Annotated in this window: 12 protein-coding genes; all 12 read right to left on the bottom strand. The window is 29.4% G+C overall.

The features are described from left to right. Positions 1 to 78: 78 nt before the first annotated feature. Positions 79 to 1,830, bottom strand: coding sequence for a hypothetical protein (locus KQI77_RS11260; RefSeq protein ID WP_216390525.1), 1,752 nt, complete (start codon positions 1,828 to 1,830; stop codon positions 79 to 81). A 40-nt stretch (positions 1,831 to 1,870) separates the two neighbouring features. After that, a complete protein-coding gene (locus tag KQI77_RS11255) occupies positions 1,871 to 2,551 on the bottom strand; it encodes an FMN-binding protein (protein WP_216390524.1) in 681 nt (226 codons plus the stop codon). 389 nt (positions 2,552 to 2,940) lie between these two features. Then, the gene (gene pulA / locus KQI77_RS11250; protein WP_253289441.1) at positions 2,941 to 6,198 is read right to left on the bottom strand and encodes a type I pullulanase; all 3,258 of its coding nucleotides are present in this window, start codon (positions 6,196 to 6,198) and stop codon (positions 2,941 to 2,943) included. Positions 6,199 to 6,709: 511 nt separating this feature from the next. After that, positions 6,710 to 8,140 (bottom strand): adenylosuccinate lyase, encoded by a 1,431-nt coding sequence (purB, locus tag KQI77_RS11245; RefSeq protein WP_216390523.1) that lies wholly within the window; start codon positions 8,138 to 8,140, stop codon positions 6,710 to 6,712. A gap of 233 nt (positions 8,141 to 8,373) precedes the next feature. Further along, positions 8,374 to 8,634, bottom strand: coding sequence for an HPr family phosphocarrier protein (locus KQI77_RS11240; protein WP_216390522.1), 261 nt, complete (start codon positions 8,632 to 8,634; stop codon positions 8,374 to 8,376). A gap of 115 nt (positions 8,635 to 8,749) precedes the next feature. Beyond that, complete coding sequence (locus KQI77_RS11235; RefSeq protein ID WP_216390521.1) at positions 8,750 to 9,010, bottom strand: stage V sporulation protein S; 261 nt, start codon at positions 9,008 to 9,010, stop codon at positions 8,750 to 8,752. 333 nt (positions 9,011 to 9,343) lie between these two features. Next, positions 9,344 to 10,870: a ribonuclease Y gene (rny, locus tag KQI77_RS11230; protein WP_216390621.1), complete on the bottom strand. Its 1,527-nt coding sequence runs from the start codon at positions 10,868 to 10,870 to the stop codon at positions 9,344 to 9,346. A 285-nt stretch (positions 10,871 to 11,155) separates the two neighbouring features. Then, positions 11,156 to 12,232, bottom strand: a complete 1,077-nt coding sequence (recA, locus tag KQI77_RS11225; RefSeq protein ID WP_216390520.1) for a recombinase RecA — start codon at positions 12,230 to 12,232, stop codon at positions 11,156 to 11,158. Between the two features lie 309 nt (positions 12,233 to 12,541). After that, on the bottom strand, positions 12,542 to 13,132 hold the full coding sequence (gene pgsA, locus KQI77_RS11220) for a CDP-diacylglycerol--glycerol-3-phosphate 3-phosphatidyltransferase (protein WP_216390519.1): 591 nt from the start codon (positions 13,130 to 13,132) through the stop codon (positions 12,542 to 12,544). Continuing rightward, positions 13,116 to 14,453 (bottom strand): 30S ribosomal protein S12 methylthiotransferase RimO, encoded by a 1,338-nt coding sequence (gene rimO, locus KQI77_RS11215; RefSeq protein WP_216390518.1) that lies wholly within the window; start codon positions 14,451 to 14,453, stop codon positions 13,116 to 13,118. The genes pgsA and rimO overlap by 17 nt, the downstream gene beginning before the upstream one ends. 84 nt (positions 14,454 to 14,537) lie before the next feature. Beyond that, positions 14,538 to 16,898: a DNA translocase FtsK gene (locus tag KQI77_RS11210; protein ID WP_216390517.1), complete on the bottom strand. Its 2,361-nt coding sequence runs from the start codon at positions 16,896 to 16,898 to the stop codon at positions 14,538 to 14,540. A 24-nt stretch (positions 16,899 to 16,922) separates the two neighbouring features. Continuing rightward, the gene (locus KQI77_RS11205; protein WP_253289440.1) at positions 16,923 to 17,627 is read right to left on the bottom strand and encodes a ClpP family protease; all 705 of its coding nucleotides are present in this window, start codon (positions 17,625 to 17,627) and stop codon (positions 16,923 to 16,925) included. Positions 17,628 to 17,755 lie beyond the last annotated feature (128 nt).

Below are 17,755 nucleotides of genomic sequence, written 5' to 3'. Positions count from 1 at the left end.
TCCTTATTTTCACCAAAGTCAGGACTGAAGATTTTCTTATCCTATAAATATAAGAAAATCTTCTTCGTCCCTTATTTTTTACCTTTTATATTTTTTTCTTGTTAAAACTCCTAAAGAGCCTAATGACACTACGAAATATGGTAACACACCAATATCTCCTGTTTTTGTAGCTTTACCACCTTGATTTATATTTTTAGTTTCTTTATCATTTGATTTACTAGACTCTAAATTTGCATCTAAGACCTTTGCATCTTTAATGTCTAAACTGTTATTTTTATCAGTAACATATTTTTTGATTTCTTCTGTTTTTGTTTTCTCAGTAACTACTTTGAACTTATATTCATAAGTATCATATCCTGTAGTTGCTACAGTTAACACATATTCATTTCCTTCAGTAAAATAATCATTATCTGTAAGAATTCTTAGTACTTGTTCATCTTCATTATAACTTGTAATTTGTGTACCTTTTGGACTTATTGTTTCACCATTTAATGTTATAGTTGCTCCTTTACCTAACCCCTTTATGAAGTTACCATCTTTATCAACTATTGATACATCTTCACCTTTTAATACTTCCACATTAGCATCTGCTTCATATATCTTATCACTAACTTTTAAATATGTTTTAGCTATAGATGTATCTTTCACAATAAATGTCAAGTTTTCTGGAGCATATTCAGGAACTACTAATTGTACTGTATAGCTTCCCACACCATAATTAGTTATAATATCCGACATATTATTTATTGTTATATTTTTTCCATCTTCAGATTTAGTTATGTTTACCTTAGAAGCATCAATTACATCTCTTCCATAGATTAACTTCACTTCGCAATTTTTTAACTTGCTTACATAATCTTCTTTTACATTTGAAGTATCTATTTGTAATGATACTTTTGAATCTGTATCCTTAAATTCTGTAGTTTTTAGTTTAGGTGCAACTTCTAATTTCTCATCTACATTAATATTATTTATTACTAAGTCCTCATATCCTCTTGACATAACTCTTACAGTATATACACCTTTACCAAAACCTTTATATCTTCCTGCAACTACTTCATTTCCTCTTATATTTTTTGTAGTTAAATTTACAGCAATTTGTAATTTAAACCCTGACTTAGTAGCTGGCCAAATATCTTCATATATTACTGAGCCATATACTTCTCCTGTTTCTTGATTAGTAATTGTTACACCATATAAATTATCTTTATATCCTTCATCATATCCTACTAAATCAAAATTAAATTGATAATCTCCATAAGTAGTTCCATATGTAACATTAGGATTTTGTACAGATACCTTTGTTTCTGATACTGCTTTTTCATTAACTAATGTTCTTTTTCCATAACTACCATCTTCTTTTAGGGCCTTTGCCTTATAAACAGGAACATTATCTCCTACTACATTTCCATCAGCATCTTTTACAGTTCCATCTTCATATTGAAAATATAATATATCAATATTCTTGCTCTTTGCAAATTCCTTAATTCCTTCTTCATCAGAAGTACTTACTCCTTCACCTGTTAATATATCATTTGATATACTTACATCAACAGTTTTTATTCCTTCAACATTAAATACATCTGTATTATTCATTATTGCAGGAATAATACCAGCTTTTCTTTTAGTTGCAGATGTTACAGTATCATAATACCCATCTTCATTTTTTGCTTCTCCAGTTATTTCATTTTGATAAAATTCTGAAAATGTCATTGTTTTAGTTCCATATACATTAACAACATCATTATTAGCTGCATTAGCAACTTGTCCAATTGGAAATGTATTTGCACCAAATAAAAAAGCTGTTAATAAAACTAACTTCTTCTTCATATTGTATCCCCCTTATTTTATATTCATCTTATTTATCCCTTTAATTTTTTGCACTATTTATAGCTGATGCAGAAGCATTTATTATTCCCTTTGAACTATATGTAGCACCACTTACTACATCAACATTAGTTCCTTGATTAGAAATTATCTTATTTATTACACCTTTTGCTTCATTAAAAAATTCATCATCATCTTCATAACTTATAACATTAATTGCAGTTATCTTATCACTTGCTATAGTTACACTTACTGTAACCGGTCCATTATATCCGTCAGCTGTTCCTTTATAAGTTCCATCTTTATACTTACTGCTAATTACATTATTATCATTTGATGTAACACCACTATTACTATTCTTATTTTCTACAACATTATTGGTTGATGTTGTTGTATTAGCTGTTTGTTGTTGAGAATTAGTAGAGGATAGTGGCTTGTCTTCCTTATTTTCTGTATTTTGTACTGGTTGTTCTTCTTCTGTATTGTTATTTTCATCAGTAGCATTATCCTCTATAACTGCTTGATCTTCTTTTTTCTCATTATCCTTTGAACTTTCTTTCTCTTCATTTTTTTCTTTATTATCTTTTGAAGATACTTTTTCTTCAGTTTTATTAGATGCTACATTTTCTTTTTCCTTATGTGAACTGCCATTATACACACATATTATTACAATTAATGCTATACCAATAATTAAAGATGCAATTGATATAATTTTCTTTTTCATTTTCTTCCTCCTTTCTGTTTATTAATTTTTTATGAACTTTCAAAAATTATTTTAATTGATATTGATTATCATAGTCAAATTTTATTTTTATCATTTGCATTTTATATCCATTTGTGGAATAATCACTTTAACTTTATGCAAAATGAATGAATTACAAAGCTTTATCACAAGTTTCAAAACTTATTTTAGGATGCTGTCATGGCACTATTTTTCTTTCTTAATTCTTTAGATAGTATGTTTTAATATTACTTAAACACTATATCTAAGATACTTATCTACGACTATAAATAAAATATAATTTCCTAAAAAGTAAAAAAAAGATACCTAAAATGTTACTTATAACATTTAGGTATCTTCATCTATTTATTTATCTTAAAGATAATATTTAATTAATTTTGTCTTTGTTTTTTACGATTATAAACATATGCTACGCTTACCCCTAAAGCTGCTACTGCAGAAGCCATTGCTAACGCAACTAAATTATTAGAATCTCCTGTTTTCTTATCTGATACTTTCTTGTTTCCAGAAGATGTTTTATCAGTATCTTTAGTAGTTGTATTAGTATTATTGTTCTTGTCAGTATTGCTATTGTTATTATTATTATTGTTATTATTATCATCATTTACAAGTGATGCTTCATAGCTAGCTTTATCAACTAATACATATGAAGATTTTGCTGGTATAGTAACTGTTGAGCCACTAATTGTTTCTAGTGCCTTAGTACCTGCTGATTCACCATTAACAACTGCTACCCAATTTTCACTTGGTAATGTTACTGATACTTCACTGTCATTTGAGTTAAATAGTACTGCAATTGTATTCCATTTATCTCCTACAGCTGAACCATTTAATGTATAAGCAATAACATTTGAATCTTGAACATCTAGATATTTTAAATTATTTGCTATATCAGAAGTTGTACTCATTCTAAATGCTTTATGATTAGCACGTAAAGCTATCATACCTTTATAGTAATTATATAAATCGCTATATTGTTCTTTTCTGCTCCATTTAATTGCATTAACAGCATCAGAAGCATTGTAACTATTTTCATTTAAAGTTCCATCAGCATTTTCCTTAGTTCTAGCAAATTCTTCTCCTGATAACATAAATGGTATACCTTGAGAAGTGTAAGTTATAGCTGCTGACATTTTGTTCATTGCTATTAATTCTTCATCAGTTGCATCAGGACATTCAGTTTTTAATCTATCATATAAAGTTAAATTATCATGGCATGATGCGTAATTTACACATTGATATGGTTGAGAAGCCCATGCATCTGCATATGAATTACTTATAGTTGCTGCAGTTATACCAAATTTAACTCTATCTTCTAATCCAGCTTCTCCTGCAAGGAATCCAAGATCTTTATTATCAAATACATTTCCTCTTAAACCATCTCTAAAATCATCACTAAACATTGCTATTTGACTTTGTCCAAAATTCTTAGCTGCGTTTGCCTTAAGTGATTGCATTGTACCATCTAATGAAGATGTGCCACCAGCCCAACCTTCTCCAACTATTGATATATTTGAATCAATTTTATCAAGTTCTTGTCTAATTGCTAACATTGTATCCTTATCAATTAAAGCCATAAGGTCAAATCTAAATCCATCTAATTTATATTCACTAGCTAAATATGCAACAGAATCAACCATATATTTTCTTACCATTGATCTATCAGAAGCTAATTCATTACCACATCCTGATCCATTAGAGAATCCACCAGTAGCATCTTGTCTGTAATAATAATCAGGAACTGCTTTATTTAAGTTAGAAGTTTCGCTTAATGCAGTATGGTTATAAACAACATCCATTGTTACTCTTATTCCTGCATTGTGTAAAGCCATTATTAATTCTTTAAATTCTGTCATTCTTAATTCAGCAGTATATGGATCACTTGAATATGATCCTTCTAATGAATTGTAGTTTTGTGGATCATATCCCCAATTGAATTGAGGAGTATCTAGTTTAGTTTCATCTACTGAGTTATAATCATAAGTTGGCATAATTTGTACTGTGTTAACACCTAATTCTTTTAAGTGATCTATACCAGTTTTTATATCTGTTCCTGGAATAGTTGTACCTGATTGCCATACTCCTTTATATTTACCTTTGTAAGTTATTCCTGAATCTTCTCCTATTGAGAAATCTCTAATATGCATTTCATATACTGTCGCATCTGTTATTGAATCTAATTTAGGTCTATTTTGTAATTCCCATCCTGTTGGGTCTGTAGAATCTAAATCTACAACCATTCCTCTTTCACCATTAACTCCAACTGCTTTTGCATATGGATCAACAGTTTCATTAGTAACACCACCAGAAGTAACTTCATAGTTATAATAAACACCATTTTGATCGCCATTTAATGTAGTAGTCCATACACCATTATCGCCTTTTACCATATCAACTTTTTGTTGAGCCGAAACAGAAAGGTCTTTTCCATCCTTACCATATACAACTAATTTTACATCACTAGCTGTTGGTGCCCATAATACAAATTGTGTTGAATTCTTAGTATATAAAGCACCTAAAGAACCATCATAAGTATACATATTTGCAAAATCAGCACTGTTATATATTGCTCCAAGTGTCATTTCCTTTGTAACTTCTAAACCACTAGATGGGTTTGTAGCTTTTAATATATAAGTATTTGATGAGAAATCTAAATTTGAAGCAGTAGTTATTGTACCACTCTTTCCATCTTCAGCAATATTTGTTGAACTTATTGCTACAGCTTCTCCATTTGCTGTTTCTATACTTAAGTCATTATTTCCTGCATCATCTAATACTGAGAATGTTGATGTAAATGATACGTTTGTTAATGTATCTATCTTAGCAGCTGTAAATTTAGGTTGTTTTGCAACATCTGCATCTGTAGCATTAAAGTAAGTTAATTTATCACCTTGAACTACATATACATCTACTTGTCCATCTGCATTAATACAAGTTTTATTTATATATCTATTACCATCATTTAAAGTACTTTGTTCTCTTCCTGCCCAAGTATCTCCGCCTTGTCTTACTATATATCCAATGTTATCATCTGATGTCATATCAGCATAGTTTAAAGTTGCTACTGCTCCAAATGAATCTGTAGTAAATTTAACTGCGCCTGATGTCTTCATCCAAGAATAAACATCCCAATCATCATAGTTATTATCAAATCTATAATAATGAACATTAACAGTAACATTACTATATTCGCTAGTAGGTTTTACTTCTGTATAATTTCCATCTGTGAAATCTAATTCTGTATCACCCTTTGATAAATCTACAAATACATCACCATCATAAGCCTTTTGCCATGAATCTGTTCTAACAATTACTCCAAGCTTTCCTGCATCTGAATCTCTAGCAATAACTTTGTAAGCACCCTTACTATCTACTCCATCAAATTCTTCTGCATGTCCACCTTCGCTCTTAGTTCCGTCTACCCATACCCAAATATTCCAACCTGAGTAATCCTTATCTTCTCTTGTATAGTATACCTTTACATAGCTTTTGCCATCTTTGTTTATATTAGTTGCAACTTCTGAACTATCTTCAGCTTTTGTTGTCTTTGGCAACTGAACCAAACAAAATGCCATAACTACACAAAGAAGTACACTAATAATTCTTTTTGCATTTGAAGTTTTTAACATCTATATGTCTCCCCTTTTTTATAAATTTGTTTACAATTATCTTATAAACGTTAATTCTATTCTAACCTAGTTTTTATGTTTTGGTAACGTTTTTATTGTAAATAATATATTAATAATTTAACTTTTTTTAAACTTTAATGTAATTTTTAATTATATTAACCTTTACATAGGCTATTCTTCTATTTTTATGTACTGTTTGTATTAAAAGTTTTCCCATAATGTCGACTTTTAATTGTAATACAATTGTTTGTTGAAAAAGGAACATAAAAATTATTGATTTAAGTAAATTATCTATAATAGAATTTAGTATTTCTTATAATAAAAAAGTAAAGATCCCGTTAAAAATACTATACTGTCTGAGCTCTAACGAGTTTATAGTATTTAAGGATCTTTACTCTTTTTTATTATATTAGTAAATACTTAATGAAATTATGCTATTTATAAAAACATATAATATCGATACTAATAATAAACATAATATTAATCAAACCAAATAACATTGGTTTTTTTACTATACGTTTATTTCACTATGAATATCTACTGCATCTTTGTTAGCATCAATAATTGGTTTAACATATTCATCTATAAATTCAACTACTTGACTTGGTGCTCTTCCAACGAATTTGCTAGGATCTATTATTCCTAATATTTCTTCTTCTGATAGATTGAAAGATTTATCATTAATAATTCTTTGTATTAAATCATTATCTAATCCTTCACCCTTTACTCTTTGAGCTGCTGCCATAGAATGTTCTCTTATTCTTTCATGAAGCTCTTGTCTATCTCCACCTCTTTTTACAGATTCCATCATTATGTTTTCTGTAGCCATAAATGGAAGTTCTCTTTTAACATGAGAAGCTATTACTTTTTCATAAACAACCATGTTTTCTGATATATTTATATATAGATTTAATACACCATCTAATGCTAAAAATGCTTCTGCAACTGATATTCTCTTGTTTGCCGAATCATCTAATGTTCTTTCAAACCATTGAGTTGATGCTGTAATTGCTGGATTTAATGAATCAACTATTACATATCTAGCAAGAGCTCCCATTCTTTCACTTCTCATTGGATTTCTCTTATAAGCCATTGCAGATGAACCTATTTGATGCTTTTCAAATGGTTCTTCCATTTCTTTCATATTTTGAAGAAGTCTTAAATCATTAGAGAATTTGTATGCACTTTGTGCAACTTCTGATAATGTATTTAAAACTATAGAATCTAATTTTCTTGGATATGTTTGTCCAGTAACTCCAAAGCTCTTAGTGAATCCCATCTTTTCAGCTACCATCTTATCAAGCTTCTTAACCTTTTCTTCATCACCTTCAAAAAGATTCATAAAACTTGCTTGAGTTCCTGTAGTACCTTTAACTCCTCTTAATTTAAGAGTTGATATTAAGTGATCTATGTTTTCCATATCCATTACTAAATCTTGCATCCATAATGTAGCTCTCTTACCTACAGTTGTTAATTGTGCAGGTTGAAAATGTGTAAAACCAAGAGTTGGTAAGTCTTTATATTGAAGAGCAAACTTACTTAATCTATCTAAAACAGTTACTATCTTCTTCTTAACTAATAGTAAAGCTTCTTTCATTATTATAACATCTGTATTATCGCCAACATAACAGCTAGTAGCTCCTAAATGGATTATTCCCTTTGCTTTTGGGCATTGTAATCCATATGCATATACATGGCTCATTACATCATGTCTAACTTCTTTTTCTCTCTTTGCAGCATCATCATAGTTTATATCATATATATGTGCCTTTAATTCTGCTATTTGTTCATCTGTTATATTTAATCCTAATTCTTTTTCACATTCTGCTAAGGCAACCCATAACTTTCTCCATGTTGAGAATTTCTTATCATCTGAAAAAATATGGCTCATTTCTTTAGATGCATATCTTGAATTTAATGGTGTACTATATAAGTCTTTCATTTTTACCTCCGACCGAATAAAATTTTTGTTTCTTTTCACAACATTCGTATTATAACATAATTGTGCATTCATTTCATCATTTTATGTCATTTTTTTATATTTATTTTTTCTTTTGCCGAACTATTATTTATTTTTTTATATTATTTATATACTATAAAATCAAAAAAATATAATTTCCTAAAGAAGAACAAAAAAGGTTCCTAACAAATAAATGTTAGGAACCCCTTTAAGAATTAATCTTCTAATTGTTCTATTAATTTTGCAATTTCTTCAACTGCTAATGTTTCATCATCACCACTAGCTACAACTTTAATAGTTGAATCCTTAGTTACTGCTAAAGATAAAACACCAATTAAACTCTTAACGTTAGCCTTCTTTCCATTGTATTCTATACTAACGTCTGACTTAAATCCTGACGCCTTCTTTACTAATAATGTAGCTGGTCTAGCATGTAAACCAGTTCCGTTCTTTACTACGACTTCTTTTGAAACCATTACATTCACCTCTTTATTAAATCTATAAGTGTTTAACTTACGATTAATTATATCTGAAATTTTGATAAATTTCAATAGTATTTTGATGAATAATATATTACCTATACTGTAACATTTATCTAGGTTGTACAATTAATTTTATAGCTGTTCTTTCTTCTCCATTTATTTCGATATCTGTAAATGCAGGAACGCAAACTATATCTTTTCCTGTTGGAGCAACAAATCCTCTTGCTATTGCAATAGCTTTTATAGCTTGATTGATAGCGCCTGCACCAACTGCTTGAATTTCAACTACGTTTTTATCTTTAATAACCGCTGCTAAAGCACCTGCTACTGAATTAGGATTTGATTTTGTTGATACCTTTAATACTTCCATAATTTTGTCTCCTCTCACAACTAATCGTTTACATGCAAAGATTTAAAAATTTACTCATATTCTATAGTATTCTATATTGCGAAAAAAATTCCTTCTTTTATTCTTAAAAAATTTGTATTTTTTTTATATTTTGTTAATATTATAGTAATATTTTTGTGTTAACTTATTTTACTTTTCATTTCATCTACACACCCTACAATTATTTTTTAATGTTTTACCAACTTACATGTTAGATAAAAGTAATAATCAGCACTCACTCTCAAAAGAATTTTATACTTTTCTTAAACATTAAAAAAAGCTTATATTAGATATTAATCTAATATAAGCTATGTTTTACTTAGCAAAATCTACTGCTCTAGTTTCCCTAATTACATTTATTTTTATCTGACCTGGATATTCAAGTTGTTCTTCAACGCTCTTAACTATATTACGAGCTAGTTCAACTGCACCAGCATCATCTACAATATCTGGTTTAACCATAATTCTAATTTCTCTACCAGCTTGAATTGCATACGACTTCTCTACACCTTCATATGAGTTTGCAATTTCTTCTAACGCTTCTAATCTCTTAATATAAGCTTCTAATGTTTCTCTTCTAGCACCTGGTCTAGCTGCTGATATTGCATCTGCTGCTTGAACTAAAACAGCTTCTAACGACATCATCTCAACATCACCATGGTGTGCTGCAATTGCATTAACAACTAATGGTGATTCACGATACTTTTTAGCTAAATCTCCACCTATAATTGCATGAGGTCCTTCTTGCTCTTGATCTACGGCTTTACCGATATCATGAAGAAGTCCTGCTCTCTTTGCTAGATTAACATCTAAGCCTAATTCTGAAGCCATTAAGCCAGCTAAATATGAAACTTCTATGGAATGTTTTAAAACATTTTGACCATAACTAGTTCTATACTTTAATCTACCTAACAATCTTATGATTTCTGGATGTACCCCATTAACACCTGTCTCTAGAGTTGCTTGTTCTCCTTCTTCCTTAATGTCATTTTCTACATCCTTTTGTGCTCTTTCAACCATTTCTTCAATACGTGATGGATGAATTCTACCATCCACAATTAATTTCTCTAAGGCCACTCTAGCGACTTCTCTTCTTATAGGATCATAACTTGATAATATTACTGCTTCAGGAGTATCATCTATTATTAAATCAACACCTGTTAATGTTTCCAAGGTTCTTATATTTCTACCTTCTCTACCAATTATTCTTCCTTTCATTTCATCACTAGGTAATGCAACAACATGAACTGTTGATTCAGATACATGATCTGCTGCACATCTTTGAATTGCTTGAGTTATAATATTTCTTGCTCTCTTTTCTGCTTCTTCTTTTGCTTTTGATTCAATTTCCTTAATCATCAAAGCAGAATCATGAGTAATCTCTCTTTTAGTTTCTTCTAATAATAAAGTTCTAGCTTCTTCACTAGACATACCTGAAACTCTTTCAAGTTCCTCTCTGATCTTTTTATGAAGTTCTTTAACTTCTAGTTCAGTATTATCGATTTCAACCATTCTGTCATTGATTAAATCTTCTTTTTTCTGAAGACCATCACTCTTTTTATCAAGTGATTCTTCTCTTTGAATTAATCTTCTTTCAAGCTTTTGAATTTCATTTCTTCTTTCACGAGTTTCTTTATCAACATCGCTTCTAATTCTGTGAGCTTCTTCTTTCGCCTCTAAAATTGCTTCTTTTTTAGTTGCTTCTGCCTCTCTCTTGCTATTATCTAGTATTGTTTCTGCTTCTTGTTCTAGAGCTTCCACTTTTCTTTTAGTGGTTTTTTGAATTGTTTTATATACTATCATTCCTGATACTAACAAAACAAGAATATCTATAATTACCATAATTATATACTTCTCCACCTTAACACCTCCTATATTATATTTTTATTTATAATAACTAAAAGTGTAGGTGTCATATTCTTCTCGCTGTTATATAGGAATATGATAAACCAGTATTTGTTATTATTTTATCTGAAAAATAAAATTATGTCAAGATTACATGATTTGTTTAAATATATGTTATCACTAGTTTTTCTCAATGTTTATCATTATATCTCATTTAATTGCTTTATTTGAACAAAATTGAATTTATGAATTAAGCCTTACTTAAAAAGCAAGGCCTAAATTCTATTTTTCTATATCTGAATTAGCATCTCCATTAGTATTTTCATCTGTATTTGTAGCTGATACTGCAATTTCTTCATCTACAGGCAAACCATATTTTTCTCTTATTTGAGAATCTATTTCTATAGCTATCTCTGGATTTTCTTTTAAATATATTTTAGCATTTTCTCTTCCTTGTCCTAATCTTATATCGCCATAAGAGAACCATGCTCCACTTTTTTGTACAATACCTTCTTTAACTCCAACATCAACTAAGTTACCTGTCTTAGATATTCCTTCATTATACATAATATCAAATTCAGCTTGTTTAAATGGTGGAGCAACTTTATTCTTCATAATCTTTACTCTTGTTCTATTACCTATTATAGAATCTCCATTTTTAATTGAATCTATTCTTCTTACATCCATTCTTACAGATGCATAGAATTTAAGTGCACGACCTCCTGTAGTAGTTTCAGGATTACCAAACATTACTCCTACCTTCTCACGTAGTTGGTTAATAAATATTGCAACACAATTAGTCTTATTAATTGTACCTGCTAATTTTCTAAGGGCTTGAGACATAAGTCTTGCTTGTAATCCTATGTGGGAATCTCCCATATCACCTTCTATTTCAGCTCTAGGTACAAGTGCTGCAACAGAGTCAACTATAAGAACATCTATTGCTCCAGATCTAACTAATGCTTCTGCAATTTCTAAACCTTGTTCTCCTGTATCTGGTTGTGATAATATAAGATTTTCTGTATCTACACCAATCTTTCTAGCATATCCTGGATCTAATGCATGTTCTGCATCTATAAATGCAACAGCTCCTCCTTTTTTTTGTGCTTCAGCTGCTATATGTAATGCAACTGTTGTTTTACCTGAACTCTCTGGTCCATATATCTCAACTATTCTACCTTTTGGTACTCCACCTATTCCTAACGCTATATCTAAATCTAAACATCCAGTAGATACTGCATCTATTGTTAAATGACTATCTTCTCCAAGTTTCATTACTGAACCTTTTCCAAATTGTTTCTCTATCTGACTCATAGCATTCTCTATAGCTTTTAATTTATCTTCATTAATCTTACCCATCTAAAATTTTCCTCCCTTTTCCGAACTAATGTTCTGTTCTAATTATATACTACCTCTATCCAATTAGTCAATATTTTTCTATTCCATATTCATTTATTATATCCTTTTACTAAAATTATATACATCTTAATTAATTATTTTTTTATTATGGCATAGCACTATTTTTCTTTTTTTACCTTATAAGTAATATACAATAATACATAAATACTAGGTTTAAGATGCTCATCCATAGATTTTAGATTCCAAACAATAAAAAATCCAATGTTATTTGACAATATTAATTACTCCAAAATAACATTGAATTTTTATTTATTTATTAGTTGAAATTATTGACTTGTTCTTCATAAAATAATCAACACCTGACACTATTGTTATAATTACAGCAAGTGTTAATGCTACTACAGGAACATATTCAAAGAACCCTGTAAAGAAACTACTCTTATCTACTAATTTTGTTAATGCTTCTGTATTATCTATATTAACCTTTAGTAAATATACTATGATAGTTATCATCTGAATTACTGTTTTTATCTTTCCCCACCAACTTGCTGCAATAACTTTACCTTCTGAAGCAGCAATAGTTCTAAGTCCTGATACTGCAAATTCACGTGCAATTATAATTACTACAGTCCACGAAGGAATCAATTTAAACCCAACAAGTGCTATAAGGGCTGCTGTAACTAAAAGTTTATCAGCTAAAGGGTCCATAAATTTTCCAAAATTAGTTATTTGATTTCTAGACCTTGCAATATATCCATCTAACTTATCAGTTATAGATGCTACTATAAATATAATTGTTGCAAATATAGTTCCATACGGTATAGCATCACATACCATAAATATCAAGAATATCGGTACTAATATCATTCTTATTAACGTAAGTTTATTCGCAAGATTCATTAACTTCAACTCCTATCAAATCATATTCTGTTGTGTCAGTTATCATAACTTTAACTATAGAACCAATTGAAATATCATTATTACTCTTAAAGAAAACACTTCCATCAACTTCTGGAATCATCTCATAATTCCTACCATAATAATAATCTTCATTTCTTCCTTCAACAAGAATATCATAAATATTGTTAATTTTCAATTCATTTATTTTCTCAGATACCTGTCTTTGAATCATCATAAGTTCATTTTCTCTATATTCCTTTACCTCTTCAGGAATCTGATTTGCCATTTTTGCAGCTGCAGTACCTTCTTCTTGAGAATATTTAAATACTCCTACCTTATCTAACTTATACTCATCTAAAAACGCCTTCATTTCATTAAAATCTTCCTCTGTTTCTCCTGGAAAGCCTGTTATAAGCGACGTTCTTATATTTATGCTAGGAATACGCTCTCTTAAATAATTTATTTTTTCTATTATATCTTCTCTTGTTACTTTTCTACCCATTAATTTTAGTATCCTAGAACTTATATGTTGTATAGGTAAATCTATGTATTTAACTATCTTTTTGTTGCTAGCCATTTCATCTATTAATTCAGGATATAATTCTTCAGGATAACAATACAATAATCTTATCCATTGTATTTTTTCTATTTTAGATAATTCCTCTAATAATACATGAAGTTTGTTTCCTCCATATAAATCCCTACCATATATTGTAGTATCTTGTGCTACAAGTATTAGCTCTTTCACTCCTTTAGATGTTAAAAGTTCAGCTTCTTTTAAGATATTTTCCATTTTTCTACTTCTAAACTTACCTCTTATCTTTGGAATTGCACAATATGTACAGAAATTGTCACACCCTTCAGCAATTCTCATATAAGCAGTATGACTTGCAGTAGTTAAAACTCTTTCTCCTTCATTTATATTTTCATCTGAATAATTAATATTTATAGACTTAGAATCATTGTCTATAAAATTATTTATTACAGTATCCATATCATTATAATTATTAACTCCAAGCATTATATCTATTTCTGGAATTAATTCCTTTAGTTCCTCTCCATATCTTTGAATAAGACAACCTGTTGCTATTAAAAGCTTACATTTACCTGTTTCTTTATATTGAGCCATTTCTAATATAGTATCTATAGATTCTTGTTTTGCACTTTCTATAAAACCACAAGTGTTTACTACTATTATATCTGCCATCTTAGGGTTACTTGTGATATCATATCTTTTTATCATACTACCTAGCATAATCTCAGAATCCACTCTATTCTTATCACAACCTAAGCTAACCATTCCTACTTTATAATTTTTCAAAAATATTCCTCCTACTATGTATGAAAATTTCACTACAATTTTATTACTCTTTTTCAATTATTACAAGCATTTCTTATCCTCAAGTTATTCTGCTTCTTCATCTTTAGTTAAATCTTCTTTACTAACCAAAACATTTCTTGGTTTACTACCATCTCTTTCCGATATTATGCCTCGCTCTTCTAATTGATCCATAATTCTAGCAGCTCTGTTAAAACCTATTCTTAGTTTTCGTTGTATAAATGAAGTAGATGCTTGTCTAGATTCCACTACTATTTCTATTGCTTTAGATAATAATTCATCAACTTCTTCGCCTTCACTTCCTAAAGATTTTCCTTCTGCTTCATTATTAATATGCTCTATTATGGATTCTTCATATTCAGATTCTTCACTTGAATTTTTAATAAATTCAACTACATTTTCAACTTCATCTTCTGATATAAAACATCCTTGAACTCTTAAAGGTTTGCTTTCTCCTACAGGATAATATAACATATCACCTTTACCTAATAATTTTTCTGCTCCTGCACTATCTAATATAGTTCTTGAATCAATTTGCGATGATACTGCAAATGATATCCTAGACGGTATATTAGCTTTTATAACACCAGTTATAACATCTACAGAAGGTCTTTGAGTTGCAATAACTAAATGCATTCCAGCTGCTCTTGCCATTTGTGCCAATCTACCTATATAATCTTCAACATCATTTGGGCACACCATCATTAAGTCTGCAAGCTCGTCCACTATTATTATTATATATGGAAGCTTTTCTTCTATTTCGCCTTTTTCATATAGAGCATTATATGAATCCATATTTCTAACACCTTTTTCTGCAAACAGATTATATCTTCTTGTCATTTCATTTACAGCCCAATTAAGTGCTGCAGCAGCCTTCTTAGGATCAGTTACAACTGGTATTAATAAATGCGGAATGCCATTATATACATTAAGTTCAACTACTTTAGGATCAACCATTAATAATTTTACCTCTTGAGGTGAATATTTATACAATATACTTATTATAAGAGAATTGATGCATACACTTTTTCCAGAACCTGTTGCACCTGCTATAAGTGTATGAGGCATTTTGCTTAAATCACCTACTACACACTCTCCACCTATATCTTTTCCTAATGCAAATGCTAATTTTTGTTTTGCATTTATAAATTCATCTGATTCAATTACTTCTCTTAAATATACTGCTGTTTGAGTCTTGTTAGGTACTTCTATTCCTATTGCAGCTTTACCTGGTATAGGAGCTTCTATTCTAACTCCAGACGCTGCAAGTCCAAGTGCTATATCATCTGCTAAATTAACAATCTTACTAACTTTAACCCCAGGACTAGGTTGAAGCTCATATCTAGTAACAGATGGTCCTTTAGTTACATGAATCACTCTTGCATCTACCCCAAAATTACTTAAAATTTCTGTAAGCTTTGAAGCACTATCTATAAGTTCCTTTTTATCTGAATTGTTAAGTTTATTATTATTATTACTTACTAATAAGTTTAAATCAGGATATATATATTTTTTCTCTGCATCATTAGTTTGATTATTTAAACTAGAATCTATCTCTTCACTTACATTTTCTTTTAATTTATCATCTATATTATCCTTTTTAGCTTTTTTGTTAGCATTTTCTACATCCCGAACAGTTTTTTCAATTTTCTTATCTACGTAATCATCAATCTGAATTTGATCTTCTAGTGTTTTTTCATCTTCAGAATGAATAGGATCATTTTTCATAAAATCTAAAATTTTTATTTTTTTATTAACAGAATCTAAGTATTCCTCCTTCTCTGGATCATCTTTATCTATTATGTTAATAAAATCATCATCCCTATTATCTTTTTTAATTTTTTTGTCAATCTTCTTTTTAGGCTTAGATAACTCTTTCTCCTTGAATAATTCTGCAATAGAAAAATCAAAAGTAATAAGTGAAGCTATTATTACAACAGCACCATAAAGTATATAAGATCCTATACTACCTATAAGCTTGTATAACAAAAATGTAATAATATACGCAATCACTCCTCCATTAATAGAAAATTGATCTCTAAAAGCTAAGTTATATATATCTTTAAGATTGTAAGAGAAATTATTAGGTAATTTACTATTACTTATAAATATTGTTCCACATATTAATACAATAATTATCAAATACATAGTTATTCCATACATCTTTTTCTCTAGCTTTATGTATCCTCTTCCTTGCATATATTTTATTCCTAAATATATTACATATAGAGGCATAAAATATGCCCCTATTCCTAATAATAAATGTCCTATTTTCTGTAAAACATTAGATAGAAATCCCGCAACATCTGTGTATATTCCTAATGCACATAATATTCCTACTGCTATGAATATTACACCTTTTATTTCATAATATTCTTTTGATTCTATTTTCTTTGTTTTTTTATTTTTTGTGTTTCCCTTACTCAACTACTACCCCCCCCATATTAATACCTATCTATTATTATTATCATTTATAAGTGAATTAAGTTTTTTTAAGGCTTCACTTATTCCTCCTACTTCATCTATTAATTTACATTCAACAGCTTCTTTTCCTATAAGTATAGTTCCTACATCATTAAGTAAATCTCCATTCTGAGTCATATAACTTCTGAGAGCTTCATGGGATATATGAGATGTCCTAACTATAAAATCATCAATCCTATCTTGCATCTTCTTAAAATACTCAAATGTCTGTTCAACTCCTATTATAAATCCATTCATTCTAATAGGATGTACTATCATAGTTGCAGATGGTGTTATAAAAGAATAATCTGCTGAAGTAGCTAATGGGACTCCTATAGAATGCCCACCACCTATTACAATAGATACTGTAGGCTTAGATATAGAATTAATCATCTCTGCTATAGCAAGACCTGCCTCTACATCTCCTCCAACTGTATTTAATATAATTAAAACACCTTCAACTTTAGGATTCTGTTCTATTGAAACAAGTTGAGGAATAATATGTTCATACTTAGTTGATTTATTTTGAGGATTAGATACAACATGCCCTTCTACCGATCCAATTATCGATATAACTTGAATTCTATCATTAGGATTAGTTTCTATAGTGTTTCCCATTTCTTTTATAGATGTAAGTTTCTCACTAGAGCTACTTACATTCTTCTTAGGATTGTCTTGTTCCTTTTCACTCATGATACACACCTCCTTCATATGTATTATTTACAAATGAAAGAGTATTTATTCATTATAATTAATTTCTTTATAAGATGTAAATAGCTTCTCATTAATAGTTTTAAGTATTATATCCTAAGAAATATATA

Origin of the sequence: Clostridium sp. MSJ-8 (assembly GCF_018918325.1) — a bacterium.
Lineage (GTDB): Bacteria > Bacillota > Clostridia > Clostridiales > Clostridiaceae > Clostridium.
Note: the sequence above shows the minus strand (reverse complement) of the source record. Positions and strands in the feature narration are given on the sequence as shown.